Genomic DNA, 22847 nt, shown 5'->3' with positions numbered 1-22847 from the left:
GTCGCGCGCCAATGCGCGGGGGAGCCAATCAAGGTGCCGCAGAGCACAGCGAAGACGGGTGGCGTGACGGCTCCCGCAGCAACGCCCACGCCGTCCAGCGCCGCTCCCGGCGCGCGCGGCTGGCGCGACTATGCGCTGCTGCTGGCGCTGGCCTGCTGCTGGAGCTCGACCTATCCGCTGACCAAGATCGGGCTCGGCTCGATCCCGCCGGTCACCTTCATCTCCGCGCGCTCGCTGGTCGCGGCCGCCTTCCTGCTCGTGGTGCTGCGGATTCGCGGCATCCGCATCCCGACCGACATCAAGGCCTGGAAGCTGTTCGCCTTCCAGCAGACCATCAACTCGACGATCCCGTTCCTGGTGATCACCTGGGCGCAGCTCTACGTGCCGGCATCCAACACCGTGGTGCTGGCCTCGACGACGCCGATCTTCGCCTTCCTGATCACCTGGGCGATCACGCGGCACGAGCCGGCCTCGCCGCTCAAATTCGTCGGCGCGATCCTCGGCCTCGCCGGCACGGTCGCGATCATCGGCCTCGACGCGCTCTCGGGCTTCGGCAAGGAGATTGTCGCCGAGATCGCGATCCTGCTCGCCACCGTCTCGTTCGCCTGCGCCACGATCTTCGGGCTTCGTCTCTCCGACTACGATCCCATGGTGGTGGCCGCCGGCTCGCTCTTGTTCGGCGGCACCGTGCTGCTGCCGGTCGCCCTGATCGTCGACCATCCCTGGACGCTGTACCCGACGACGCAGGCACTGGTCGCGACCATCGTGATGGGCATCTTCTCCAGCGCGTTCGGCCTGATGCTGTTCTACATGTGCCTGACGCGGCTCGGCACACTCACCACGAACGCGCAAGGCTATTTGCGGATTCCGATCGGCGTCGCGTTGTCGGTGATCCTGCTCGGGGAATCCGTGCCGTCGAACCTAGCGCTCGGCCTCTTGCTGGTCATGGCCGGCGTCGCCGCGATGACAATCCCGGGCGAGGCCGTGAAGCGCTGGCTTGGCAGGTTGCGAGGATAGCCTTCCGGCTATTTCTTGTCGTCCGCCAGCAGCGCGCGGTATTTCGCGACGTCGCGGGTCACGAGTTGCTGCAGCACCTCGGGTGCGAGCTCATCGGCGTCGGGCGCAACGGTCGACAACTCGACGAAGCGCTTCTTCACCGCCTCGCTCGCGACTGCGGTGCGCGCGGCGGCGTTGAGCTTGGCGATGATTTCAGGCGGGGTGCCCTTCGGCGCGAACAGGCCGTTCCAGCCCTGCGCCTCGAACTCGGCCAGGCCGGCCTCGGCCGAGGTCGGCAATTCCGGCAACGAGGCGAGCCGCACGGTCGAGCCGACCACGACCGCCTTCACCAGTTTGTCGTCGATCGCCTGCGACACCGAGGCGGCTGCATCGCAGACGCCGTCGATCTGGCTGCCGATCGCGTCCGTCAGCGCGAGCGCCGCGCCGCGATATCCGACCAGCTGCACGTCGATCCCGGCGGCATGCACGAAGCTCTTGCAGATCAAATAGTTCGACGAGCCGATGCCGGCATGGCCGAGATTGACCTTGCCCGGATTCTTCTTCGCGTAGTCGATGAATTCCTTGAGGTCCCTGGCCGGAAAATCCTTGCGCAGCGCGACGATGCCGAAGGTCTTGGCGACCACGGCGATCGGCGCGAAGGAATCGGGCGTGAACGACAGCTTCGGATAGATCGTGTAGGTCACGGCATTGGTGCCGGCGTTGCCGATCGCGATCGTGTAGCCGTCCGGCTCGGCGCGCGCGGCGCGGGTCAGCGCGGTCGAGCCGCCGGCGCCGCCGACATTCTCGATGATGATGGTCTGGCCGAGCGCCGTGCTCATCTGGTCGGCCACTGCGCGGGCAATCACGTCCGAGGTGCCGCCCGCCGTGAACGGCACGATCATCGTGATCGGACGCTTCGGGAAGTTCAGCTTCGAGGTATTTTGGGCGTTGGCCACCGTCGCAAGCAGCAGGACCGCGGCCGCCGCCGCGGCAAGGCACCTTCGCAGCATGACAACTAGGCCGCCTTTTCCAGATGCTGGACCAGCCCTGCGAACAGGCCGCGGCCGTCGGTGCAGCCCATGATCTCTTCGACGTGGTTTTCCGGATGCGGCATCATGCCGAGCACGTTGCCGCGCTCGTTGACGATGCCGGCGATCGAATGCGCGGCGCCGTTGAAGTTGGAGGTCTCGTCGACCACGCCCTCGGCGGAGCAGTAGCGATAGAGCACCCGGCCCTCGCCCTCGAGCCGCTTCAGCGTCTCCTCGTCCGCCTCGTAATTGCCCTCGCCATGCGCGACCGGCACGCGGATCACCTGGCCGGCATTGTAGCCGCGGGTGAACGGCGTGTCGGAGCGTTCGATTCGCATATGCACGTCGCGGCAAACGAATTTCAGCCCGGCGTTGCGCATCAGCACGCCCGGCAACAGCCCGGACTCGCAGAGGATCTGAAAGCCGTTGCAGACGCCGAGCACCAGCCCGCCCGAGGCTGCGAAGTCGCGCACCGCGTCCATCACGGGCGCGCGGGCCGCGATCGCGCCGCAGCGCAGATAGTCGCCATAGGAGAAGCCGCCGGGCACCACCACGAGGTCGGTGCCTTTGGGCAGCGCGGTCTCGGCGTGCCAAACCATCGCGGTCTCATTACCGGATGCAAGCTTGAGCGCGCGCGCCATGTCGCGCTCGCGATTGATGCCGGGGAAGACGAGGACGGCTGATTTCATTGCATCACCTGGTTTTGGGTGCCAGCACGAGCTTAACTGCGGCGGCAAACTTCGCGTAATTGTCGTTGCTGGCCTTCTCGTCACGCGCCGAGCTGATCAGGCTGGCGGAGCCTTGTCCGCCAAGCAGCAAGCCGCTGACTTGATACTCGCTCGCGCCGTTGGCTGTCACGGTCAGGCGCCGTGCCTTGAACATGCGCGGCCCCGCGGTGCCCTTGTCGCCATCAACGCCGAGCAGCGTAATGTGCTGCCCCGGCGTCCGCTGCTCCAGCGCCTTGATGATCTGCTCCTGCCCCTCGCGGAACTGGTCGAGCGTCATCTGTTTTCCGCCGGTATAATACCGGTAGCTGACCTTGGAGCCCGCACCGCAGGACGATTGCGCGCAGCGGAACATATGCACATCGGAGCCGCGGCGCTCGTAGCTCCAACCGCTGACCGTGAACGGCGGCGGCTGCGTCGTCGCGGCAGGCGCTGCCGGTGCCGGCTGAGCCGAGGCCCCGCCGATTCCAGCTGCGGTCAGCAGGCCGACCAAGAGCGCTCCGACGAAGATTCGGTCGCGGCGAGCAGCGGCGGGAGCGGCTGTTATCATTTGGCGCGCTCGCTAGCTCAGAACCTCGACCCGGTAGTTCTCGATCACGGTATTGGCCAGCAGCTTGTCGGCGGCGGCCTTGAGCGCCGCCTCCGCCTTGGCCCTGTCGGTCGCGGCGAGCTCGATGTCGAACACCTTGCCCTGGCGAACGCTGGCGACGCCGTCGACGCCGAGCGATTTCAGCGCCCCCTCGATCGCCTTGCCCTGCGGATCGAGGATGCCCGACTTCAATGTCACAGTTACACGTGCCTTCACGGTCGCCCCTTAAGCTTAGCTCTTCACCAGCACCGGGCCGCTACCGGCCGGCCGCTCGTTTTCGATCAGAATGCCGAGCCGCTTCGCGACCTCGGTGTAGGCCTCAAGCAGGCCACCCAGATCCCGGCGGAAGCGGTCCTTGTCGAGCTTCTCGTTCGACTTGATGTCCCACAGCCGGCAGGAGTCCGGCGAGATCTCGTCGGCGACGATGATCCGCATCATTTCGTTCTCGAACAGCCGCCCGCACTCCATCTTGAAGTCGACGAGCCGGATGCCGATGCCCAGGAAGAGACCGGTCAGGAAATCGTTGACGCGGATCGCGAGCGCCATGATGTCGTCGATCTCCTGCGGCGTGGCCCAGCCGAAGGCAGTGATGTGCTCTTCCGACACCATGGGGTCGTTGAGCTGGTCGTTCTTGTAATAGAACTCGATGATCGAGCGCGGCAGCTGGGTGCCCTCCTCGATCCCGAGCCGCTGCGACAGCGAGCCGGCGGCGACATTCCGCACCACCACCTCGAGCGGCACGATCTCGACCTCGCGAATCAGTTGCTCGCGCATGTTGAGGCGACGGATGAAGTGGGTCGGCACCCCGATGTCGTTGAGGTGCTGAAACAGGTACTCCGAAATCCGGTTGTTGAGGACGCCCTTGCCCTCGATCACCTGGTGTTTCTTGGCGTTGAACGCGGTCGCGTCGTCCTTGAAGTGCTGGATCAGGGTTCCCGGCTCGGGGCCTTCGTAAAGCACCTTGGCCTTGCCTTCATAAATACGGCGTCGACGGCTCATTGGGATGTACCGTGTTTTGTTGAAATCCATGGATTTGGGTGCTCCGGATGACTTGGGGTTACGACCCACGACGGAGCTGCCGCGGAGGCCTGGAACCTGGGCAATCCAACTGGAAACAGAACAAGAACCATGCCTGTTGGCAACCTATCCGATTGGCCCATCCAGCACAATCGATAGTGCCCCCATCGGGGCACTTATACCGCCCCATCAAAAAGGCCCGATTCCGCCTGTTTTGCCTGCGGCTTAACGGCTCGTTGTCTTGCCGATTCCTCCTGCCTATCTAGGCAGGCATCGGGGCTGCCGCAACGAGCATCACCCCGCATTCAGCAGGGAATTGGAACTTCGGCATGAACGAATTCAACAAGCGCGAGGAAGGTTTCGAGAAGAAGTTCGCCCTCGACGAGCAGCAGAAGTTCAAGGCCGAAGCCCGCCGGAACAAGCTGCTCGGCCTGTGGGCCGCCGAGAAGCTCGGCATCACGGGCGATGCCGCCAACGCCTATGCCAAGGAAGTGGTGGCCGCCGACTTCGAGGAAGCCGGCGACAATGACGTCCTGCACAAGGTTCTGAGAGACCTCACCGCCAAGGGCCAGGCCACGACCGAGCGCGACGTCCGCGCCAAGATGGACGAACTGCTGGCCGTGGCTGCGGCCCAGGTAAAAGCCGGAACGTGAAGGCGGAAACTTAAGTTCTCGCGCCGCCTGAGCTCCGATTCGACTTTCTACGCGCGCCGGACACCTTTCCGGCGCGACGTTTTTGTGCCCCTCGCTTTGGTGAAGTCGGCCCGGATGATGTCGAGCAGGCGGCGCGACGCGGCGCTGAGAAAGCCGCCACGCCGCGTCACCGCGACGACCTCATGACTTGCGGTGAGATTGCCGACGCGGATCGTCGCGATCGAGGAGGCGCGCAGCTCCTCCGCCGCGTTGCTTCGTGACAGCAGGGCGATCCCGAGCCCGGCCTCGACCAGCCGTTTCTGCGCCGTGAGGCTGTCGACCGGCGTCCAGTCGACCTCGCCGAGCCCGTGCGTCAGGAACAGGGCGAACACGTGCGAAGCGGTGATCTCGCGCCGTCCGGGCACCTCGGGAAAGGCGATCCAGCGCTCGTCCCTGAGATCGGCAAGACGGCCGACCCGGCGTCCCGCCAGCGGGTGGTCCGGCGCGCAGACCACCCCGAGCGGCTCGGCGAACAGCACCTCGCAATCGAGATCGGCCGAGCGGTCGCGGTCGTAGCGCAGCCCGATGGTCGCCTCGCCGCGCCGGATCAGATCGCTGACCTCGGCACTGGTCGCGGTGCGCAGCGTCAGGGCGACATCCGGATGCCGGCGCGCAAAGCGCTTCAGCACCTTCGAGAGCCGCTCGCCCGCAAGCGTGCCGGTCACCGCCAGCGCCACCGGACCGGAATTGTCGCGCAGCAGCGCGCGCACCGCATTCTCGGCATCCTGTGCCGCCGCCACCGCCCGTTCGGCATAGGGCACCATCACCCGCCCCGCGTCGCTCAATCTCGTCTTGCCCCCGATCCGCTCGAACAACGGCACGCCGAGCTCCTGCTCGAGCAGCGCGATGCGCCGCGAGATCGCCGGCTGCGAACGATGCAGCGCCTTGGCGGCATTCGAGATTCCGCCGCGGCGATGCACCACCAGAAACGTGTTGAGCGCGTCGCTGTCCATCCCTCACCCATCATGCAAAAAACTGATGATATCGAAAGAAATAACAAATTTGTCTGATAGCCGAAACCGCCCTATCGCTGGTCTCAGTCGCTTTTCCAGCCATCAGGAGTTCACATGCGCACCCAGGCAGACAAGGCAGCACGGTTTCGCGAGCTGCATCAGCGCCCCGGCGCCTTCATCATCCCGAATCCCTGGGATGCCGGCACGGCGAAGCTGCTCGCGGCGATGGGTTTCGAGGCGCTCGCGACCACGAGCCTCGGCCTCGCCAACACGCTCGGCGGCACAACCGTCAGCCTCGATTCCATCATCGAGAACTGCCGGGCGATCGCCGATGCCACCGACCTGCCCGTCAATGCCGATCTGGAGAATTGCGGCGCGGATGATCCCAAGACTGCCGCAAAGGCGATCACCCGCGCCGCCGAAGCCGGCGTCGTCGGCGGCTCGATCGAGGACTCGACCGGCAATCCGCAGCATCCGATCTACGACTTCTCGCTCGCGGTCGAGCGGGTTCAGGCCGCCGTCGAGGCGGCACGGGCGCTGCCGTTCCCATTCACGCTGACCGCGCGCGCGGAGAACTTCCTGCACGGCCGCAAGGATCTCGAAGACACCATCAAGCGGCTGCAGGCATTCGAGGCCGCCGGGGCCGACGTGCTGTATTCGCCTGGTCTGTATGACATCGGCACCATCAGGACCGCGGTCGCGGCCGTGAAGCGGCCGTTCAATCTCGTGATGGGCTTTGCCGACCCGACCCTTACGGTCGAGCAGCTGTCAGCCGCCGGCGTCAAGCGCATCAGCGTCGGTGGCGCGATGGAGCGGCACGCGCTGGCCGCGTTCCTGCGCGCTGCCGGCGAGATGAAGGATCAGGGAACGTTCAGTTTCGTGCGCGACATGGCGCCGGTGAAGGAGATAAGAGACATGTTTGCAGCTGGTCAGGCATGACCTAACCGCCGACGGTCATCGGAGGGGCGCTGGCGACGAGCCGTTGGCCAGCGCGAGGCATGCCGGCGCCGCCCCGGATCGCCAGAGGCGACGGCTGCAAGGATCTGGTATGGTAGCGTCAACACCGCAAGTCCGGCCAAGGCGCCATCAGACCTGACGATTCATCACAGGTCGCGACTTGCAGGCAGCCTCAGGCAATGCCAAGAGAGCGGGATCATGTCCCAGGATCACATTTCCAACGTTCTCGCTGAACGTTATGCCTCACCCGCCATGCGCGCCATCTGGAGTGGCGAGGGCAAGGTTCGCCTCGAACGCGACTACTGGATCGCCGTGCTGAAGGGCCAGCGCGATCTCGGGATTCCGGTTCCGGACGGCGTGATCGAAAGCTACGAGCGCGTGAAGGACCAGATCAACCTGGACTCCATCATGCAGCGGGAGCGCGTCACCCGCCACGACGTCAAGGCGCGCATCGAGGAGTTCTGCGATCTTGCCGGTCATGAGCACCTGCACAAGGGCATGACCAGCCGCGACCTCACGGAGAATGTCGAGCAGTTGCAGGTCTACCGCGCGTTGCAGCTGGTCGAGACCAAGAGCATCGCCGCGCTGATTCGATTTGCGAAGCGCGCCCAGCAATTGCGCGACATCCCGTTCACCGCGCGCACCCACAACGTGGCCGCGCAAGTCACGACGCTCGGCAAGCGCATCGCCATGTCAGGCGAAGAGATGCTGCTGGCGCATCAGAACCTGGTCAATGTGCTGCAGACCTACCCCGCGCGCGGCCTGAAGGGCGCAGTGGGCACGCGTCTCGACCAGATCACCCTGTTCAATGGCGATGCCGGCAAGGCGCGCGCGCTCGAGGAGCGCATCCTCGTTCACCTCGGCCTGCCGAAAGCGCTCGATGCCGTCGGCCAGGTGTATCCGCGCAGCCTCGACTTCCGTGCGGTCAGCGTGCTCACCGAGCTCGCCAGCGGTCCCGGCAACTTCGCCAAGACCATCCGCCTGATGGCGGGCCACGAGCTCGCCAGCGAAGGCTTTGCCAAGGGCCAGGTCGGCTCCTCGGCGATGCCGCACAAGATGAACAGCCGCTCCTGCGAGCGCATCAATGGCCTGCACGTGATCCTGAAGGGTTATCTCGCGATGGCTGCCGGGCTCGCCGGCGATCAGTGGAACGAAGGTGACGTCTCCTGCTCCGTCGTCCGCCGCGTCATGCTGCCCGACGCATTCCTCGCCATGGACGGGTTGCTCGAAACGCTGCTCACTGTGCTCGACCAGATGGAGGTGTTCGAAGCCGTCGTCGCGACCGAGCTCAACCGCTATCTGCCCTTCCTGCTGACCACCACGGTCATGATGGAAGCGGTCAAGAAGGGCGCCGGCCGCGAAGGCGCGCACGAGGCGATCAAGGAGCACGCCGTCGCGGCGATCGGCGACCTGCGCACCGGCAAGATCGTGCAGAACGACCTGCTGCAGCGGCTCGCCGCCGATCAGCGCCTCGGCTTGAGCGAAGCCGAGCTGCAGGCCGTGCTCGACCAGGGCCGCGCCAACTCCGGCGACGCCGCTGCCCAGGTCGATCACTTCGCCGAGCAGGTCGACGCCCTGGCGAAGGCCAAGCCGGACGCTGCGAGCTACACGCCGGGCACGATCCTGTAGCCTGGCGAAACACCCGGGAGGCGCGCGGCGTGTAACGGTCGCGCCCCTCCTCACTCCTCCTTGAAGCCGTATTCCGGCACGTTGCCGCTGGCGCCGTAATATTTGTACGGCAGGAACTTGCCGCTCATGGTGATCTTGACGCGATCACCCTTCGGATTCGGCAGGCGTTCCATCACCATGTCGAAATCGATCGCCGACATGATGCCGTCGCCATATTCCTCCTCGATCAGCGCCTTCCACGCCGGTCCGTTGACCATCACGAGCTCGTAGAAGCGATAGATCAGGGGATCGGTCGGCGGCATCGGCATGCCGCGCATCGGTGTCTCGTTGAGCATCGCGATCTCGGACTTCGACAGGCCGAACAGCTCGCCGGCATTGGCAGCCTGCGGTTTTGTCAGCTTCATCTGGCCGAGGATCGCGCCCGTGATCAGCACCTCGGAATAGCCACCGATCTTTTCGCAGATGTATTTCCAGGTCCAGCCCTTCTCGCGCTTGATGTCGAGCAGCTTCTCGGTGAGGTCTTCGCGTTTCATGGGGGTTTCCTCCTCAGGCTTCAACGCGCAGCGCTCTGCGCGGGATTGGGTTCGACGACGCGTGGCGGCGAGACGATCGTGGGCTCGCCGACACCGGGCCGCACTGTCGGGACGTGACGCGGATCGTGATCGGTGACATCGGCCGCAAAGGTCTTGCTGCGGCTGACCAGAAAATCGACGATATGGTTGCGCAGCGCATAGTAATAGGGATGACGGTGCAGGTCGATGCGGCCGCGCTCCTTCGGCAGCGGGTTCTCGACGATCTCGGCCAGCACCGCGCCAGGCCCGTTGGTCATCAGGAAGATCTTGTCGGCGAGGAAGATCGCCTCATCGACGTCGTGGGTGATCATGAAGGTGGTCTGCCCGGTCTCCAGGCAGATGCGCCGCACCTCGTCCTGCAGCGTGCCGCGGGTCAGCGCGTCCAGCGCCGAGAACGGCTCGTCCATCAGCATGATCTTCGGCGTGATCGACAGCGCCCGCGCGATGCCGACGCGCTGCTTCATGCCGCCCGAGAGCTCGGACGGATGCTTGTGCTCGGAGCCGGTCAGCCCGACGAGATCGATGAATCTCTGCGCGTGGGCCCTGACCCGGGCGCGGTCCCATTTGCGCCATTTCGAGCTCACGGCATAGGCGACATTACCGAGCACCGTGCGCCACGGCAGCAGCGCGTGGCTCTGGAAGATCACCGCGCGGTCGAGGCTGGTGCCCTCGATCCCCTGCCCGTCGACGATGACCGTTCCCTCGCTCGGTTCGTCGAGCCCTGCGAGGATGTTCAGCACGGTGGTCTTGCCGCAGCCGGAATGACCGATCACGCAGCCGAACTCGCCGCGTGTCATCGACAGCCAAAAATTCTCGAACACCGTAGTGGGGCCGCCGCCGGCGCCGGGATAACGCCGCGCGATGCCCTCGATGGAGATGAATTTGTCGATCATCGCTACTCCGGAAATGTCACCATGCGCGTGAATCGCGCAAGCACCTGGTCGAGCAGCATGCCGACGAGGCCGATCAGAAGGATCGCGATGATCACATTGGTGATCGACAGATTGTTCCACTCGTTCCAGACGAAATAGCCGATGCCGGTGCCGCCGACGAGCATCTCGGCGGCGACGATCACGAGCCAGGCGATCCCGATCGAGATTCGCATGCCGGTCAGGATCGTTGGCGCCGCCGCCGGCAGGATCACGGTGAAGGCGCGCCTGATGGTGCCGACCTTGAGCGTCCGCGCCACGTTGATCCACTCCTTTCGCACGCCTGCGACCCCAAACGCGGTGTTCAACAGCATCGGCCACACCGAGCAGATGAAAATGACAAAAATCGCCGAGATCGAGGAATCCTTGATGGTGTAGAGCGCGAGCGGCATCCAGGCCAGCGGCGAGATCGGCTTCAATATCTGGATGAACGGGTCGATCGCCCTACTGATCAAAGGCGACATCCCGATTATGAAGCCAAGCGGGATCGCGACGATGACCGCAATGAGATAGCCGAGCCCGACGCGCCCCATCGAATAGGCGAGCTGGATGCCGATCCCCTTGTCGTTCGGCCCGTTGTCGTAGAACGGCCGCTTCAGATGCTCCCACAGCTTGGCGCCGACATCGAGTGGTCCGGGCATGGCCGACTTGCCCTGGGTCGCGGTCAGCCCCATCAGCCTGGCGTATTCCGGGCTCATGGCCGCCGTTGTGCCGCTGCTGCGGGTCGCGAGGTGCCATGTGCCGAGGAAGGCCGCGAGCAGCGCAAGCGAGACGATGGCGGCGCGGAGACGGAGCGAGAGAGTCATGCGCGTTCCCTCCCCGCGTCGTCCCTGCGAAAGCAGGGACCCATAACCACCGGCCCCAATTGTTGCGCTGAGTGTCTCCCCGCGCGCCTAGCCGAGAGAGTACGGCGTATGGGTCCCTGCTTTCGCAGGGACGACGGCGTGGATAGAATTTCTCCCCTCACGACGACTTCCTGATCTTGAAGCTCGCGAGATAATCGTCGGGCTTGGCCGGATCGAAAGTCTTGCCCATCACCGAGAACGACTTGTACGAGGTGGCGGGCGGCGCAAGCCCCATCTCGGCCATCACCTTTTTCGTGTCGGTGGCGAGATAGACCTGCTCGGCGACCGCCTTGTAGTCAACGTCGCCCTTGATCTGGCCCCAGCGCTTCATCTGCGTCAGCATCCACACCGCAAAGGACTGCCAGGGGAACGGATCGAAGTCGACGCGCTTCGGATCGGTCTTCACGCCGCCGAGGCCGTCGGCATAGGTGCCGGTCAGGACCTGCTCCAGCACCGTCACCGGCGCGTTGATGTAGTTGGCTGGCGCGATCGCCTCCGCGATCTGCTTGCGGTTCTCGGCCTTCGCCGCGTAACCGGTGGCATCGACGATCGCGCGGGTCAGCGCCGCGAAGGAATTCGGCGCCGTCGTGATGAACTCGCGGCTCGCGGCAAAGCTGCAGCAGGGATGGCCGTCCCAGATCTCCTTGGACAGGATGTGCAGGAAGCCGACACCGTCATAGATCGCGCGCTGGCAGATGTTGTCGGGCGCGAGGAAGCCGTCGATGTTGTCGGCGCGCAGATTGGCGACCATCTCCGGCGGCGGCACCGAGCGGAGCTGCACGTCGGTATCCGGATCGAGCCCGTGCTCGGCGAGATAATAGCGTAGCAAATAGTTGTGCATGGAGTAGTCGAACGGAATGGCGAACTTCATGCCTTTCCAATCCTTCGGATCGCGCCTGTCCTTGTGCTTGCTGGCAAGCGTGATGCCCTGCCCGTTGATGTTCTCGATCGCGGGCACGGTGAAGGGTATAGCGTTCGCGCCAAGCCCGAGCGAAATCGCGATCGGCATCGGCGCCAGCATGTGGGCGGCGTCGTATTCCTTGCTGATGGTCTTGTCGCGAATCACCGCCCAGCCGGTGGTCTTCACCACCTCGACGTTGAGGCCCTGCCTGGCATAGAAGCCGAGCGGCGCCGCCATAATGATCGGGGTGGCGCAGGTGATAGGGATGAAGCCGACCTTGAGGTCCTTCTTCTCCGGCGGTCCGGCGTCGGCGAACGCCTCCGTCGCCGTCTTCAGCGGGAAGAATTGTGACAGCGCAGCAAGCGCGGTCGCGGCGCCAACCGATTTCAGGAAGGCGCGCCGCGCAACATCCTGCGGAAACACGGCCCGCATCACCGCCGACGCGACGATGCCTTCGTAGCGCTTCTGTTCGCCGAGATCGGCGACCGGCTCACAGCGCAGCGTGCGCTCGGCACGCACATGCTCGGCGGCTGAGCTGTGCCGGCCACAGGCGCAGCCGGATCGCACGAGCGCGCGGTCGGCGTCGAAGGGATCGTCTGACGTGGACATGCTGCGCCTCATTGTCGCACCGAACCACGCAGAACTCCGCGATCCGGTTCATTGATCGGCGTCCGGCCGCGTTTTGCGCCGCCGGACGCCGACAAACATGCAGGTTCTATGCCGCCTTGTCCGTGACGACGGCCGCGGTCGGCAGACCCTCGTCGATCGGCAGCGCCGGGTCGCGCGACCACTCGTTCCAGGAGCCGAAGTACATGCGCACGTCCTTCACGCCGGCGTTCTTCAGTGCCAGGAAGGTGTTCGAGGCGCGCGCCCCCTTGAAGCAGTAGAGATAGACCGGCGTGGTCTGCGAGATGCCGACGGTGGCGCATTCCGCCAGGATCTCGTCTTTCGACTTGAAGCGCGGGCCTTCGCCGGTTGGCTTCATCATCCGGTACCATTCCAGCCAGACGGCGCCGGGGATGCGGCCCTTGCGCGGGCAGAAATCCTTGCCGTAGGGCGAGGAGCTCTCGCCGATCCACTCGTCGACATCGCGCACATCGAGGATCGCGACGCCGGGTTTGCCGACCGCGGCCAGCATTGCCTTGGCGTCGATCATGATGTCGCTGGCCTCCGGTACGATCGCAAAGGAGGCCTTCGGCGGCACCGCAACGTCGGTGGTGACAGGCAGATCGGCGGCTTTCCAGGCATCGAAGCCGCCATGCAGCACCTTCACCTTGGGATAGCCCAGCATCGTCAGCAGATAGTAGCCGCGGCAGGACTGGCCGAAGCCGGAATTCATCGACTGCTCGTAGATCACGGCGGTCTCCTTGCCGGAGAGACCAGCCGCGCCGAACGCGTCGGCGAACTTGGTCTTCAGCTCGTGGATGCCCTCCGGCGTCGAGGTCGCAAGGAATGTGAAGATGTCATGCACATTGACGGCGCCGGGCAGATGTCCCGCCGCATAGGCATCCGGATTCCGCGTGTCGATGATGACACACGGTTCTTTCTTGACGAGCTCGGCAAGTTCGCCGGCGGTGATCAGAACGTCCGTCATGGCTCTCTCCTGTTTGTGGTTGCAGTTGTGGTGGTCCCGAACTCCTTGTCAGCCGTCCGCCAGCATCTTGCGCAGCTGCTTGGTGGCGGGCGTGACGATGGCGACGAAATAGGCTTCGCGCAGCCTGCGCTGGGCGCGGTGGCTCATCAGATAGCCGCGCGCGCCGCAATGGAGCATCGCGGCGTGCGCGACGGCGACGCTGGCATCGCCGATCCGCAGGCGGAGCGCGACAACACGGCGCCAGTAGCTGTCATCGGCATTGTAGGGATCGCTTGCCAGCGTCATCGCCTCCTTCTCGAACTCGGCATAGAGCTCGCGGAATTGCAGCGGCTGCTGCGGCAGATAGCGGTTGACGTGACCGAGCGGCGCATGGACTTCGTCCATGATGTTGCTGCAATCCTTCATCAGGCCGAGGCCCATGCCGGCCTGCAGCAGGATGAATCCGGCGCGGATCTTCTTGACGAACGGCGCAGCCGGCTCGGCCAGGATCAGCTCGTCCGGCACGAACACGTCGCGGAACTGGACGCCATAGGTGCCGGTGCCGTCCATCGCCAGGAACGGCTTGCACGGCGTCAGCGTGATTCCGGGATCGGAGCAATCGGCAAGAAACATCACGGTGCTGCCCGGCTCGCCCTTGGCGCCCTCGTCCTCGCGCTCGAAAATCGTGCCGAAGTAATGGTCGGGGCCGAGATTGGACACCCAGGGCAGCGCGCCGCGGACGATGTAGCCGCCGTCGACCTTGCGGCCCTTCAGCTTCAGCCGCTCGATGCCGAAGAAGCTCTTCATCGGGTTGGACAGCCCGGTGCCGCCGAGCGCCCGCCCGCTGGAGAAGCAGTTGCCGAACCGAGCGGCGAGCTTCATGTTGGTGGAGTTGGCGACGTACCAGACCAGCGTGTTCTGGCACCACGCCATGAATGCGGTGGCGCCGCAAACCTCGCCGAGCGCGGCCATCGACTGGATCGCCCAGCGCAGGTCGGCAGGCCCCTCCTGCGGCACGTGGCTGCTCCACGCCCCGACCTTGCCGAGCCGGCGCAGGAATTCGCCGGGATAGACCGAGCCGGCATCGATCGCGGATGCGAGCGGTGCCAGCTCCTGACGGGCGAGGCGCGCGACCTCGTCCGTGATGGTCGGTGCGGGATCTTGAGCTGCGACCCGCGATAAAGCCAGTGAACCCATGGTTGGTCTCCGCACCTTGAATGGTCGGTCGAGCCTTACGCACTGACCTCGAGATTGACGGGGCGGGTGAAGGTGTTGGCGACCGGCGACCACTTCTTCACATGCGCCACCAGCGCGTCGATCTCGTCCTGCGCGACGCCCTCGCATTCCATATCGACCTTGACGCGGACGTCGGTGAAGCCGACCGGCTTCTCGCTGACGTCGCCGGTGCCCCACACCGCGGTGATGTTGAGGTCGCCCTCCAATTCCAATTCGAGCTTGTTGACGATCCAGCCGCGATGCACCGCGTTGGCGTGCAGGCCGACCGCAAGGCAGGAGCCGAGCGCGGCGAGCGAGGCCTCCGACGGATTGGGCGCGGTGTCGTCGCCGAGCAAGCCCGGCGGCTCGTCGACGATGTAGGGCGCGAGGTTGCGGATGTAGTTGGCGTGACGGAACTTGCCCTCGGCCACCGTCTTGCACTTCAAGGTCTTGATGACCTTCGGGTTGGCCTTGCCGTTGGCAATCAGCTGCTCGAGCCCGCCTCTATCGATCGGCGCGAGGCAGCCGGTCAGTGCGGTTTTTTGAGCGACAGCGGTCATCAGTTTTCTCCCTGGGAGCGATGGATTGATCAGGATACCGAACGGTCTGTTTCCTGCACGAAGCGTGCCAGTCCTCCGCCAAATCAAAAGGCGAAATCCCGCAGACGCTTAGCTGTGCCTGCCTGCGGATTGATCAGGGCGCGGCTGCTCAAACGCGGTGCATCTGCCGCGCCGCCGCGATTATTTTGAGCGCAGGACGGCGCACATGCCCGCCCCCGTGAAGATGCGGCTTGATGATTCCGCCGCGCTCCGATTTACTGCCGCGCATGGTCAGATCGCTTGCGAAGAAAAAACCTGCCGCGGCGTTCGCCGCCGGCGACGACGAATCGGCGCGCGGGCGCCTGCTGAATGCGGCGACGCATCTGTTCTGCAAGAACGGCATCAATGCCACCGGCATCGATGCGATCATCGACGAGGCTGGAACCGCCAAGACCACGCTCTACAAATTGTTCGGCTCGAAGACCAACCTCGTGCATGCCGTGCTGGAAAGCGAAGGCAAGCAGTGGCGTGAGTGGTTCATCGGCGCGATCGAGGCCGGCGGCGGCGATCCGCAGACCAAGCTGTCGCGGATCTTCCCTGCCCTCAAGACCTGGTTTGCCGAGGAACGCTTCTACGGCTGCCCGTTCATCAACGCGGTCGCTGAGCACGACAAGGACGCCAAGCAGTTCCGGAATATCGCGCTGAAGCACAAGAAGGTGGTGCTGGCGCATATCGAGAAGCTCGCCGGCGATATGGGCGCGACCGAACCGGCGGTGCTCGCGCATCAGCTCGCGCTGTTGATCGACGGCGCCATCGTCGCCGCCATGGTATCGTGCGATCCCGGTGTCGCCGACACCGCGGGCCTCGCCGCCAGCAATCTGTTCGCGCCGGCGAAGCTGAAGAAGACGAAGCGCGCGGGACGCTCGGACGAACTCATGGCAGTCTGACAGAAGAAGACGCCGCGACATAGCGACGCCCCCGATCCCCTCGTTGCCCGCCTTGATCGGCACGCCCGCCCGAAAATTAACCGCCGGCCGAATGGACCGTCGCGACAACGGCCGCGTCGCAGCCTCCGGCATCGGTATTTGGCGGCGCGATCGCCCGCGGGATTTACCTGTCGTCAATCACACCGCGCGATCCGCCGCGGCCTTAAACGCCTGTTAGGTCCGGCCGGGTCAGTTGCCACGTGAAAGCACGAGGCAAGAACAATGCAGTCCGAAAAAGGACGATACAGCCAGCCGCGCTGGGACGTGACGCGCTGGCTCGCCGATGCGGGTCCGGGCGTGCCCGACGACATCCGCTCGGCGCTGATCGGGGATCTCTATGGCTCGCTGCCGGTGTTCGCAGCCGGCGCGGTCAATACGGTCGCCGTCGCGGCCGTGATTGCGATCCGCGAGCCGACCGCGCCGTTCATCGCCTGGGTCATCCTCGAACTCGTCATCTGCCTCTCGCGACTGTCAGTGCTCGTGGCTGCGCATCGCGCGGCACGCGAAGGGCGGCCGACGCCGACCGATCTGCACCTCGTCCTCGCGGTCGCCTGGAGCGCCAGCGTGGGCTTCGGCATCCTGATCAGCCTCGCAAGCGGCGATTGGGTGGTTGCGATGCTCGCCTCGCTGTCGGCGGCGGCGATGGTCGGCGGCATCTGCTTCCGCAACTTCAGCGCCCCGCGCCTCGCCGGAACCATGATCCTGCTCAGCCTCGGCCCGATCGTGCCGGGCGCAGCGCTTGCCGGCGAGCCGCTGCTCTCCATCGTGTTCCTGCAGGTGCCGATGTATCTCGCGGCGATGACGGTCGCGGCCTTCCGCCTCAACAAGATGCTGATCGCAACCATGCGCGCCGAGCGCGAGAACGGCCATCTTGCCCATCACGACACCCTGACCGGCCTGCGCAATCGCGCCGGTTTCGTCGCCGCGCTGAACACGAAGCTGGCGGCTCCGGCTGGAAATGGCGGGCCGTTCGCGCTGCTGTTCCTCGACCTCGACAATTTCAAGCCGATCAACGACACCTATGGCCATGCGGCCGGCGATCAGGTGCTGATGCTGGCCGCCGAGCGGCTGCGGCGCGCTCTGCCCGAGACCGCGGTGATCGCGCGCCTTGGCGGCGATGAATTCGTGGTGCTGGCGAACGGCGTCATCGCCGATCAGGCGCGCGCGATCGGGCAGCGCATCATCCAGGCTGTCACGATGCCCTACCGGCTCGCCGACGGCATCTTCGCAAAGGTCGGCGTCAGCGTCGGTGTCGCTGTGTCGCCCGAGCACGGCACCGAAGCCGAGGAGCTCCTGGCCGTTGCCGATGCCGCGCTGTATGAGGCCAAATCCGACGGCAAGGCACAGTGCCGCCTGGCGTCCGTCGCCACCAATGTCGCGGCACTGCGCCGGCTGACGCAAACGGACCCCACGCCGGCGCTCGATCGCGGCGCCGCCTGAGGCGACGTCCGGCAGGGACGCGGCCCAGCAACCGGCAAACGCCGTCAGTGTCTTGTGTCGAGCTTGCGCAATTCGGCATTGGCTGGCGCCCATTCGACGTAGGTCTTCGGGCATCCGTCCACGGCGAGGCGAAGCAGCCGCGATGCCTCGTCTGTCGCACCCTTCGCGAGCGCCAGCTCACCGCCATAGAAATGCGCTTCGCAAAGCTGCCCTCTTACCTTGACCGGATTGGCATCGTCGGCGGCTTTAATAACCGCCTCCAGCGTTGTGGCACCGAGGAACAGGCGAACGATCGGCGCCGGCCATTGCGACTGGTCGAGCCGCCCGGAGGCCTCATCAAGTCCGCTCGGTTGGCCGGTCTTCTGGCGCACGAGGTCGAGCCATAGCAGTGTGTAAACATCCTTCCGATCGAGCTCGCTGGCACGAACGAACTCGTCGTGCGCTTCCGACAGGAGCCCGCCTTGAAAGTAAGCACTCCCCGCCCAGCGATGAAGTTGAGGATCGTTCGGGGCCAGCTCGATCGCCTGTTTGATGTTGGATAGTCCCAGTTCGAGGTCGCCGCGAGCGCGAAGGATGCTGGCTCGACCAACGTAAGGCAGGGGATTTTTTGGATTGAAACGGATAGCTTGATTGAAGTCGTCCAATGCGAGCTCGATGTCGCCCTTGATGATGTGAGCGTGTCCGCGGCAAATGAGGCCCACCCCCGCCCCGCGTTCTGGGCTGATCTCGATCGCACGATTGCAGTCAGCTATGGCCCGATCTGGCTCGTCCTTGAGATTGTAGGCGCGCCCGCGGCCGACATACGCAGCCACATTGTCGGGATGGGTTAGAAGGGCTCGGCCGTAGTCGTCGATCGCGCTGTCAACATCCTGCTTGATCAAGTGGGCGCCGGCCCGTCCCAGATATGCGTAGGTGTCTGTTGGAGCGAGTTCTATGGCTCGACCGTAGTCGGCAAGCGCTGTATCGATCTCGCCCTTCCGTTTATGCGCCCACGCCCTGCGGAGAAGAGCGATCTGATTGTTCGGATCGCGCTCGATAACGTAATTGTAGTCCTCGATTGCCCGATCAACGTCGCCCTTATCAAGATAGAGCGCGGCGCGTCGAAAATGCGCGGAGATCGTCGCTTGCAAATTGGTCGACATCGCCTCGATCAAGGCAGTGCAACCTGCGATGCGATCATCCAGGCTGATATTTCCGGCTACGGTGCACTTGGCCGGCAGGGGGAAGTTGTGCACGAGCAGCCGGAATCGGCACCAGCAACACGCCAAGCGCGATCATCATCGCCCTGGCGGCGAATACACGTTTTACCCGTTCTGTCACTTTGTCCCCCACGCCCACCAGGAGACTAGTAGCAAAGCCCCTGCCCGCAACACAACCTTTCGTTGCCTGTGCCGCAGCGGCGCGCCGGCGACGGTATTGGCGCGAGCCTACAGATCGAAATTCGTTGGCAGCATCACGACGTCGCGGATGGTCATGCCGCGCGGCCGGGTCAGCATGAACATCACGACCTCGGCGACCTCGCTGGCTTCCAGCAGGCCGCCCGCTGCCTTGGCCTCCTCAAGCTTCTCCGCCGGCCAGTCCGCGAGCAGCGCGCTGATCACGGGCCCGGGCGAGATCGAGCCGACGCGGATGCCGTGCTTGAACACCTGGCGCCGCACCGTCTGCACAAAGCAGTTGATCGCCCATTTCGACGACGCATAGACCGGCTCCCACGGCGTCGGGAAATGCGCGGCGAGCGAGCTCGTCACGATGATGTCGCCGGTCCCGCGCGCGATCATGTGCGGCAGCACGTCGCGCACGTTCTTCATCACGACGTTGACGTTGAGGTTCAGCATCCGGTCGATCGCGCCGGTATCGGCATCGACGAGATCGCCGCCGACATAGATCCCCGCATTGGCGTGCAGGATGTCGAGCTGGCCGGCCCTCTCGAGGATCGCGGGCAACAGCGTCGCGCAGGCCTTCGGATCGAGCAGATCGATGACCAGCGGGATCACCGCATCGCCGTGCCGGCCGGCGAGCGCTTGCAGCGCGGCCGCGTCACGGTCGACCATCACCACGCGCGCGCCCGCGGCCAGCATCGCCTCGCTGCTCGCAAGTCCAATGCCCGACGCCGCCCCGGTCACCGCCGCGACCTTGCCTTCCAATTGCTTCGCCATCGTCTCCACCCTGTCCGGTCAGTGCGGCGCGCATGGCAACACATCGCGGTCGCGATGTCAGCTCCCATGCGGCAGGCGACGTTGCCTGACGCGCATGTCTCGTCACATGCGGAGCATCGGCGGCCGCGTGGCGAAACGGCGACGCAGCCATTTTGCCGCCGGCCCCGCCGGCCGCTGCTTGTGCCAGACCACTTCGAGCGCAACGGGATGCGCGCCCTCGTCGAATTCCAGCTCGGGAATTGCGAGCTCCTCGGCAACCTGCGAGCTCGCCATGATGTGCGCCGGGATCAGCGCCCAGCCGACGCCCTGCTTGAGGATCTGCAGGATCACCCAATGGCTCTCGACCCACCACACCTCCGCGGCGACACGAAGCCGGTGCCGCTCGGTGCCTTCGTTGCGCACCGTGACCATGATCTGGCGATGCCGCTTCAGCTCCTCCCAGTCCACCCGGCCATGCGCCAGCGGATGGTTCTTGCCGCACACGAGCTGCAGCGGCACCCAGCCGATGGTCTTGAAGCCGAGCTCGGGCGGCAGATGCTCCTGCCGCCACATCACGCCGACATCGGCCTTGCCGTCGAGCACGAGACGGCTGACGTCCTCCATGATCGGAAACAGCAGCTCCACTTCGACATGAGGAAAGCGCTTGGCGAATTCCGCAAACAGCTCCCCGACCGCGCTCTCCGGATAGAGCTCGTCGATCGCCACCACCAACCGCTTCTCGACATGCGCCTCGAAACTGCTCGCGACGCCGATCAGATGCTCACGGCGATCGAGGATCAATCTTGCTTCCGGCAACAGCCGCGCACCGGCTTCGGTCAGCACCGGGTTGCGACCGGCCCGGTCGAACAGCGCAATCCCGAGGTCGGTCTCCAAATTGGCGACGTGGGTGCTGACGGCCGATTGCGCCTTCTTCAGAAGCCGGGCCGCGCCGGAGAACGAACCCTGCTCGGCCGCCGCCACGAAGGATTCGAGCTGGTCCATGGAAACGGCCATCTATCTGCTTTCCAGATATTACCTAACTTTTTAATCCCACAATATCAGATAGAAACCCGGTCACAACGACAGAAAGGGTTTCAAAATGTCTATGCGTTCCTTTTCCGACCGGGTCAGGCACGCAGTCCTGTTCGAACTGATCGGTATCGCCATCTTCACGCCGGCAGCCGCTTGGCTGTTCAATCAGCCGGTCGCCCATATGGGCGTCATCGGCGTCGTCTCGGCGACGGTGGCAACGATCTGGAACTTGCTGTTCAATCTCGGCTTCGACCACGCGCTGGTCCGCGTCACCGGCCGTGTCATCAAGACGATGCCGATCCGTGTCGCTCACGCGATGCTGTTCGAGGCCGGCCTGATCGTGCTGCTGATCCCGTTCGTCGCCTGGTATCTCGGCATCTCGCTGTGGGCCGCGCTGATGATGGATATCTCCATCGTCGCGTTCTATCTGGTTTACGCGTTCGTATTCAACATCGCTTACGATCGCGTCTTCCTGGTCCGCGAGCTCAGCGCGCAGGGTCGCACGGCAAGCCGAGCCCTGCCGGCCTGATCGGCCCTCGGTACTCGGCGCCTCGGATCATGTGATCTGCGGCGCCGCGCCGGACCCTGACACCGCAGCAATATTCCTAATGGTAGCGACTGCGCACAAGTTCCGCTGCGCAGCGCTCATAGACTGGTTTGATCCGGCTTGAGCGCTGTGGAATGCTTCAGGCCGACATGCCCGTCAGAGGCTGCCAAAACGGCCAAAAAGAAGAAGCGGAGGACTACAATGCCAAGGAACCGTTCACCCCACCTCACCCGCCGTCATTTCATCAAAGGCGCTGCCGCCACGTCGGCCACACTGCTGCTCGGCAAGCCCGCCATTGCCAAGGGCAAGACCGAGATCGTGATTGGCAACATCGACGCCTATTCGGGACCGGCTGCGGTCTATTCGTCGATCGGCCGCACGCCCGGCGGCTATTTCAAGATGATCAACGATCAAGGCGGCATCAACGGCCGCATGATCAGGTACATCACCTATGACGACGCCTACAGCCCGGCCAAGACCGTCGAGCAGGCGCGCAAGCTGGTCGAGGGCGACGAGATCGACGTGCTGTTTGCGCCGCTCGGTGCGCCGACCAATGCGGCGATCATGAAGTACATGAACCAGAAGAAGGTCCCGCACCTCTTCATCGCCTCGGGCGCGACCAAGTTCGGCGACTACAAGAACTTCCCGTACACGATGGGTTTCCAGCCCTGCTACCAGATCGAAGGCCGGGCCTTCGCGCAACACGTCCTGTCGACACAGAATGATCCCAGGATCGGCATCGTCTACCAGAACGACGACTTCGGACGCGACGTGCTGAAGGGTTTCAAGGACGGACTCGGCGGCAAGACCTCCGCAATCGTCGCCGAGCTGTCCTATGAGACCGCTGACCCGACCATCGACAGCCAGGTGGTCCGCTCCAAATCCGCCGGTGCCAACGTGTTCATGAGCATGACCACGCCGAAATTCGCCGCGCAAGGCATCAAGAAGATCGCCGAGCTCGGCTGGCAGCCGGCGCATTACATCGGCAACAACGCCTCCTCCGCAGGCTCGACCCTGAAGGCCGCCGGCTTCGACGTGTCCAAGGGGATCATTTCGAGCGCCTATTTGAAAGATCCGGTCGACGCCGCCTGGGACAGCGATCCCGCCATCCAGAAATGGCGCGCCTTCCTCGACAAATACGATCCGGCGGCGGCCAAGAACGACATCTACGCAGTCACCGGCTATCTTACCAGCCAGATCCTGGTTCAGGTGCTCAAGCAGTGCGGCGACGACGTCTCGCCCGAAAACATCATCAGGCAGGCGGCGAACCTCAGGGACGTCGAATCCGACATGCTGCTGCCGGGCATCAAGATCAACACCTCGCCGACCGACTACTATCCGCTCGAGCAACTGCAACTGACACGCTTCAGCGGCGAACGCTACGAGCCGATGGGTCCCGTGATCGACGGCGGCATCTCGAAGGCGTGATCGTCCGCGGCGTTCCGCGAAAACCAGCGCGGCGCGGACGCGAACCGCCTCGCAGTTGCCATCGGCCCCTCATCGGCCGATGATGCGCGAAACGGACCCAACCAACCGGGAGGAAGTGA

General features: G+C 64.6%; 24 protein-coding genes. 8 read left to right on the top strand and 16 right to left on the bottom strand.

Annotated elements, in window-relative coordinates:
• The first annotated feature begins 33 nt into the window (after window positions 1-33).
• Window positions 34-1017, top strand: coding sequence for a DMT family transporter (locus tag HAP47_RS15595; RefSeq protein ID WP_173637478.1), 984 nt, complete (start codon window positions 34-36; stop codon window positions 1015-1017).
• Window positions 1018-1025: 8 nt separating this feature from the next.
• Here HAP47_RS15595 and HAP47_RS15590 read toward each other — a convergent pair whose 3' ends face one another.
• From HAP47_RS15590 to purC, 5 genes are read right to left on the bottom strand one after another with little or no spacing between them, the layout of a single operon-like run.
• Window positions 1026-2006, bottom strand: coding sequence for a tripartite tricarboxylate transporter substrate-binding protein (locus tag HAP47_RS15590; protein WP_173637479.1), 981 nt, complete (start codon window positions 2004-2006; stop codon window positions 1026-1028).
• A 5-nt stretch (window positions 2007-2011) separates the two neighbouring features.
• Window positions 2012-2713 carry a phosphoribosylformylglycinamidine synthase subunit PurQ gene (gene purQ / locus HAP47_RS15585; protein WP_173637480.1) on the bottom strand — a complete coding sequence of 234 codons (702 nt, stop codon included), beginning with the start codon at window positions 2711-2713 and terminating at the stop codon, window positions 2012-2014.
• Window positions 2714-2717: 4 nt separating this feature from the next.
• Window positions 2718-3299 (bottom strand): hypothetical protein, encoded by a 582-nt coding sequence (locus HAP47_RS15580; protein WP_231168895.1) that lies wholly within the window; start codon window positions 3297-3299, stop codon window positions 2718-2720.
• Between the two features lie 12 nt (window positions 3300-3311).
• Window positions 3312-3554 carry a phosphoribosylformylglycinamidine synthase subunit PurS gene (gene purS / locus HAP47_RS15575; RefSeq protein ID WP_173637481.1) on the bottom strand — a complete coding sequence of 81 codons (243 nt, stop codon included), beginning with the start codon at window positions 3552-3554 and terminating at the stop codon, window positions 3312-3314.
• 15 nt (window positions 3555-3569) lie between these two features.
• Window positions 3570-4337, bottom strand: a complete 768-nt coding sequence (gene purC, locus HAP47_RS15570; RefSeq protein ID WP_016843454.1) for a phosphoribosylaminoimidazolesuccinocarboxamide synthase — start codon at window positions 4335-4337, stop codon at window positions 3570-3572.
• A 347-nt stretch (window positions 4338-4684) separates the two neighbouring features.
• Here purC and HAP47_RS15565 point away from each other — a divergent pair, with 347 nt between their 5' ends.
• Window positions 4685-5008 carry a DUF1476 domain-containing protein gene (locus tag HAP47_RS15565; protein ID WP_173637482.1) on the top strand — a complete coding sequence of 108 codons (324 nt, stop codon included), beginning with the start codon at window positions 4685-4687 and terminating at the stop codon, window positions 5006-5008.
• Window positions 5009-5055: 47 nt separating this feature from the next.
• On the opposite strand, the gene HAP47_RS15560 is transcribed toward HAP47_RS15565, so the two are convergent.
• Window positions 5056-6000, bottom strand: a complete 945-nt coding sequence (locus HAP47_RS15560; RefSeq protein WP_173637483.1) for a LysR family transcriptional regulator — start codon at window positions 5998-6000, stop codon at window positions 5056-5058.
• A gap of 114 nt (window positions 6001-6114) precedes the next feature.
• Here HAP47_RS15560 and HAP47_RS15555 point away from each other — a divergent pair, with 114 nt between their 5' ends.
• Both HAP47_RS15555 and purB read left to right on the top strand, forming a co-directional pair.
• Window positions 6115-6939 (top strand): isocitrate lyase/PEP mutase family protein, encoded by an 825-nt coding sequence (locus HAP47_RS15555; RefSeq protein WP_173637484.1) that lies wholly within the window; start codon window positions 6115-6117, stop codon window positions 6937-6939.
• Window positions 6940-7155: 216 nt separating this feature from the next.
• Entirely contained in the window at window positions 7156-8586 is a 1431-nt protein-coding gene (gene purB / locus HAP47_RS15550) for an adenylosuccinate lyase (protein ID WP_173637485.1), read from the top strand.
• Between the two features lie 50 nt (window positions 8587-8636).
• Here the strand turns inward: purB and cynS are convergent, their stop codons facing one another.
• From cynS to HAP47_RS15515, 7 genes are all read right to left on the bottom strand, one after another.
• Window positions 8637-9119, bottom strand: coding sequence for a cyanase (gene cynS, locus HAP47_RS15545; RefSeq protein WP_173637486.1), 483 nt, complete (start codon window positions 9117-9119; stop codon window positions 8637-8639).
• A gap of 20 nt (window positions 9120-9139) precedes the next feature.
• The gene (locus HAP47_RS15540; RefSeq protein WP_173637487.1) at window positions 9140-10051 is read right to left on the bottom strand and encodes an ABC transporter ATP-binding protein; all 912 of its coding nucleotides are present in this window, start codon (window positions 10049-10051) and stop codon (window positions 9140-9142) included.
• 2 nt (window positions 10052-10053) lie between these two features.
• The gene (ntrB, locus tag HAP47_RS15535) at window positions 10054-10893 is read right to left on the bottom strand and encodes a nitrate ABC transporter permease (protein WP_173637488.1); all 840 of its coding nucleotides are present in this window, start codon (window positions 10891-10893) and stop codon (window positions 10054-10056) included.
• A 157-nt stretch (window positions 10894-11050) separates the two neighbouring features.
• Window positions 11051-12442 (bottom strand): CmpA/NrtA family ABC transporter substrate-binding protein, encoded by a 1392-nt coding sequence (locus HAP47_RS15530; protein WP_173637489.1) that lies wholly within the window; start codon window positions 12440-12442, stop codon window positions 11051-11053.
• Window positions 12443-12548: 106 nt separating this feature from the next.
• Window positions 12549-13427, bottom strand: a complete 879-nt coding sequence (locus tag HAP47_RS15525; protein WP_173637490.1) for a sulfurtransferase — start codon at window positions 13425-13427, stop codon at window positions 12549-12551.
• Between the two features lie 48 nt (window positions 13428-13475).
• The gene (locus tag HAP47_RS15520; protein WP_173637491.1) at window positions 13476-14603 is read right to left on the bottom strand and encodes an acyl-CoA dehydrogenase family protein; all 1128 of its coding nucleotides are present in this window, start codon (window positions 14601-14603) and stop codon (window positions 13476-13478) included.
• A 35-nt stretch (window positions 14604-14638) separates the two neighbouring features.
• On the bottom strand, window positions 14639-15181 hold the full coding sequence (locus HAP47_RS15515) for an OsmC family protein (RefSeq protein WP_173637492.1): 543 nt from the start codon (window positions 15179-15181) through the stop codon (window positions 14639-14641).
• Between the two features lie 266 nt (window positions 15182-15447).
• Between HAP47_RS15515 and HAP47_RS15510 the strand changes: the two genes are divergently transcribed.
• Together HAP47_RS15510 and HAP47_RS15505 are read left to right on the top strand one after the other, a co-directional pair.
• Entirely contained in the window at window positions 15448-16107 is a 660-nt protein-coding gene (locus HAP47_RS15510) for a TetR/AcrR family transcriptional regulator (protein ID WP_173640484.1), read from the top strand.
• A gap of 261 nt (window positions 16108-16368) precedes the next feature.
• Entirely contained in the window at window positions 16369-17586 is a 1218-nt protein-coding gene (locus HAP47_RS15505) for a GGDEF domain-containing protein (protein ID WP_173637493.1), read from the top strand.
• 44 nt (window positions 17587-17630) lie between these two features.
• On the opposite strand, the gene HAP47_RS15500 is transcribed toward HAP47_RS15505, so the two are convergent.
• The 3 genes from HAP47_RS15500 to HAP47_RS15490 all read right to left on the bottom strand — a co-directional run bounded on the left by HAP47_RS15500 (window position 17631) and on the right by HAP47_RS15490 (window position 20735).
• Window positions 17631-18740, bottom strand: coding sequence for a tetratricopeptide repeat protein (locus tag HAP47_RS15500; RefSeq protein WP_173637494.1), 1110 nt, complete (start codon window positions 18738-18740; stop codon window positions 17631-17633).
• 273 nt (window positions 18741-19013) lie between these two features.
• Entirely contained in the window at window positions 19014-19742 is a 729-nt protein-coding gene (locus HAP47_RS15495; RefSeq protein WP_173637495.1) for an SDR family oxidoreductase, read from the bottom strand.
• 102 nt (window positions 19743-19844) lie between these two features.
• Window positions 19845-20735: a LysR family transcriptional regulator gene (locus HAP47_RS15490; RefSeq protein ID WP_173637496.1), complete on the bottom strand. Its 891-nt coding sequence runs from the start codon at window positions 20733-20735 to the stop codon at window positions 19845-19847.
• A gap of 85 nt (window positions 20736-20820) precedes the next feature.
• Between HAP47_RS15490 and HAP47_RS15485 the strand changes: the two genes are divergently transcribed.
• On the top strand, window positions 20821-21282 hold the full coding sequence (locus HAP47_RS15485; protein WP_173637497.1) for a PACE efflux transporter: 462 nt from the start codon (window positions 20821-20823) through the stop codon (window positions 21280-21282).
• Window positions 21283-21501: 219 nt separating this feature from the next.
• Complete coding sequence (locus HAP47_RS15480) at window positions 21502-22728, top strand: ABC transporter substrate-binding protein (RefSeq protein ID WP_173637498.1); 1227 nt, start codon at window positions 21502-21504, stop codon at window positions 22726-22728.
• Window positions 22729-22847 lie beyond the last annotated feature (119 nt).

Origin of the sequence: Bradyrhizobium sp. 41S5 (assembly GCF_011516665.3) — a bacterium.
Classification (GTDB): Bacteria; Pseudomonadota; Alphaproteobacteria; order Rhizobiales; family Xanthobacteraceae; genus Bradyrhizobium; species Bradyrhizobium quebecense.
The sequence above is the reverse complement of the archived record's forward strand: the minus strand, read 5'-3'. Positions and strand labels throughout refer to the sequence as shown.

Coding starts and splice junctions, on each gene's coding strand:
- HAP47_RS15590 (WP_173637479.1), bottom strand. CDS start 2,006: ATGCTGCGAAGGTGCCTTGCCGCGGCGGCGGCCGCGGTCCTGCTGCTT.
- purQ (WP_173637480.1), bottom strand. CDS start 2,713: ATGAAATCAGCCGTCCTCGTCTTCCCCGGCATCAATCGCGAGCGCGAC.
- HAP47_RS15580 (WP_231168895.1), bottom strand. CDS start 3,299: ATGATAACAGCCGCTCCCGCCGCTGCTCGCCGCGACCGAATCTTCGTC.
- purC (WP_016843454.1), bottom strand. CDS start 4,337: ATGAGCCGTCGACGCCGTATTTATGAAGGCAAGGCCAAGGTGCTTTAC.
- HAP47_RS15565 (WP_173637482.1), top strand. CDS start 4,685: ATGAACGAATTCAACAAGCGCGAGGAAGGTTTCGAGAAGAAGTTCGCC.
- HAP47_RS15560 (WP_173637483.1), bottom strand. CDS start 6,000: ATGGACAGCGACGCGCTCAACACGTTTCTGGTGGTGCATCGCCGCGGC.
- HAP47_RS15555 (WP_173637484.1), top strand. CDS start 6,115: ATGCGCACCCAGGCAGACAAGGCAGCACGGTTTCGCGAGCTGCATCAG.
- purB (WP_173637485.1), top strand. CDS start 7,156: ATGTCCCAGGATCACATTTCCAACGTTCTCGCTGAACGTTATGCCTCA.
- cynS (WP_173637486.1), bottom strand. CDS start 9,119: ATGAAACGCGAAGACCTCACCGAGAAGCTGCTCGACATCAAGCGCGAG.
- HAP47_RS15540 (WP_173637487.1), bottom strand. CDS start 10,051: ATGATCGACAAATTCATCTCCATCGAGGGCATCGCGCGGCGTTATCCC.
- ntrB (WP_173637488.1), bottom strand. CDS start 10,893: ATGACTCTCTCGCTCCGTCTCCGCGCCGCCATCGTCTCGCTTGCGCTG.
- HAP47_RS15530 (WP_173637489.1), bottom strand. CDS start 12,442: ATGTCCACGTCAGACGATCCCTTCGACGCCGACCGCGCGCTCGTGCGA.
- HAP47_RS15525 (WP_173637490.1), bottom strand. CDS start 13,427: ATGACGGACGTTCTGATCACCGCCGGCGAACTTGCCGAGCTCGTCAAG.
- HAP47_RS15520 (WP_173637491.1), bottom strand. CDS start 14,603: ATGGGTTCACTGGCTTTATCGCGGGTCGCAGCTCAAGATCCCGCACCG.
- HAP47_RS15515 (WP_173637492.1), bottom strand. CDS start 15,181: ATGACCGCTGTCGCTCAAAAAACCGCACTGACCGGCTGCCTCGCGCCG.
- HAP47_RS15510 (WP_173640484.1), top strand. CDS start 15,448: ATGGTCAGATCGCTTGCGAAGAAAAAACCTGCCGCGGCGTTCGCCGCC.
- HAP47_RS15505 (WP_173637493.1), top strand. CDS start 16,369: ATGCAGTCCGAAAAAGGACGATACAGCCAGCCGCGCTGGGACGTGACG.
- HAP47_RS15495 (WP_173637495.1), bottom strand. CDS start 19,742: ATGGCGAAGCAATTGGAAGGCAAGGTCGCGGCGGTGACCGGGGCGGCG.
- HAP47_RS15490 (WP_173637496.1), bottom strand. CDS start 20,735: ATGGCCGTTTCCATGGACCAGCTCGAATCCTTCGTGGCGGCGGCCGAG.
- HAP47_RS15485 (WP_173637497.1), top strand. CDS start 20,821: ATGTCTATGCGTTCCTTTTCCGACCGGGTCAGGCACGCAGTCCTGTTC.
- HAP47_RS15480 (WP_173637498.1), top strand. CDS start 21,502: ATGCCAAGGAACCGTTCACCCCACCTCACCCGCCGTCATTTCATCAAA.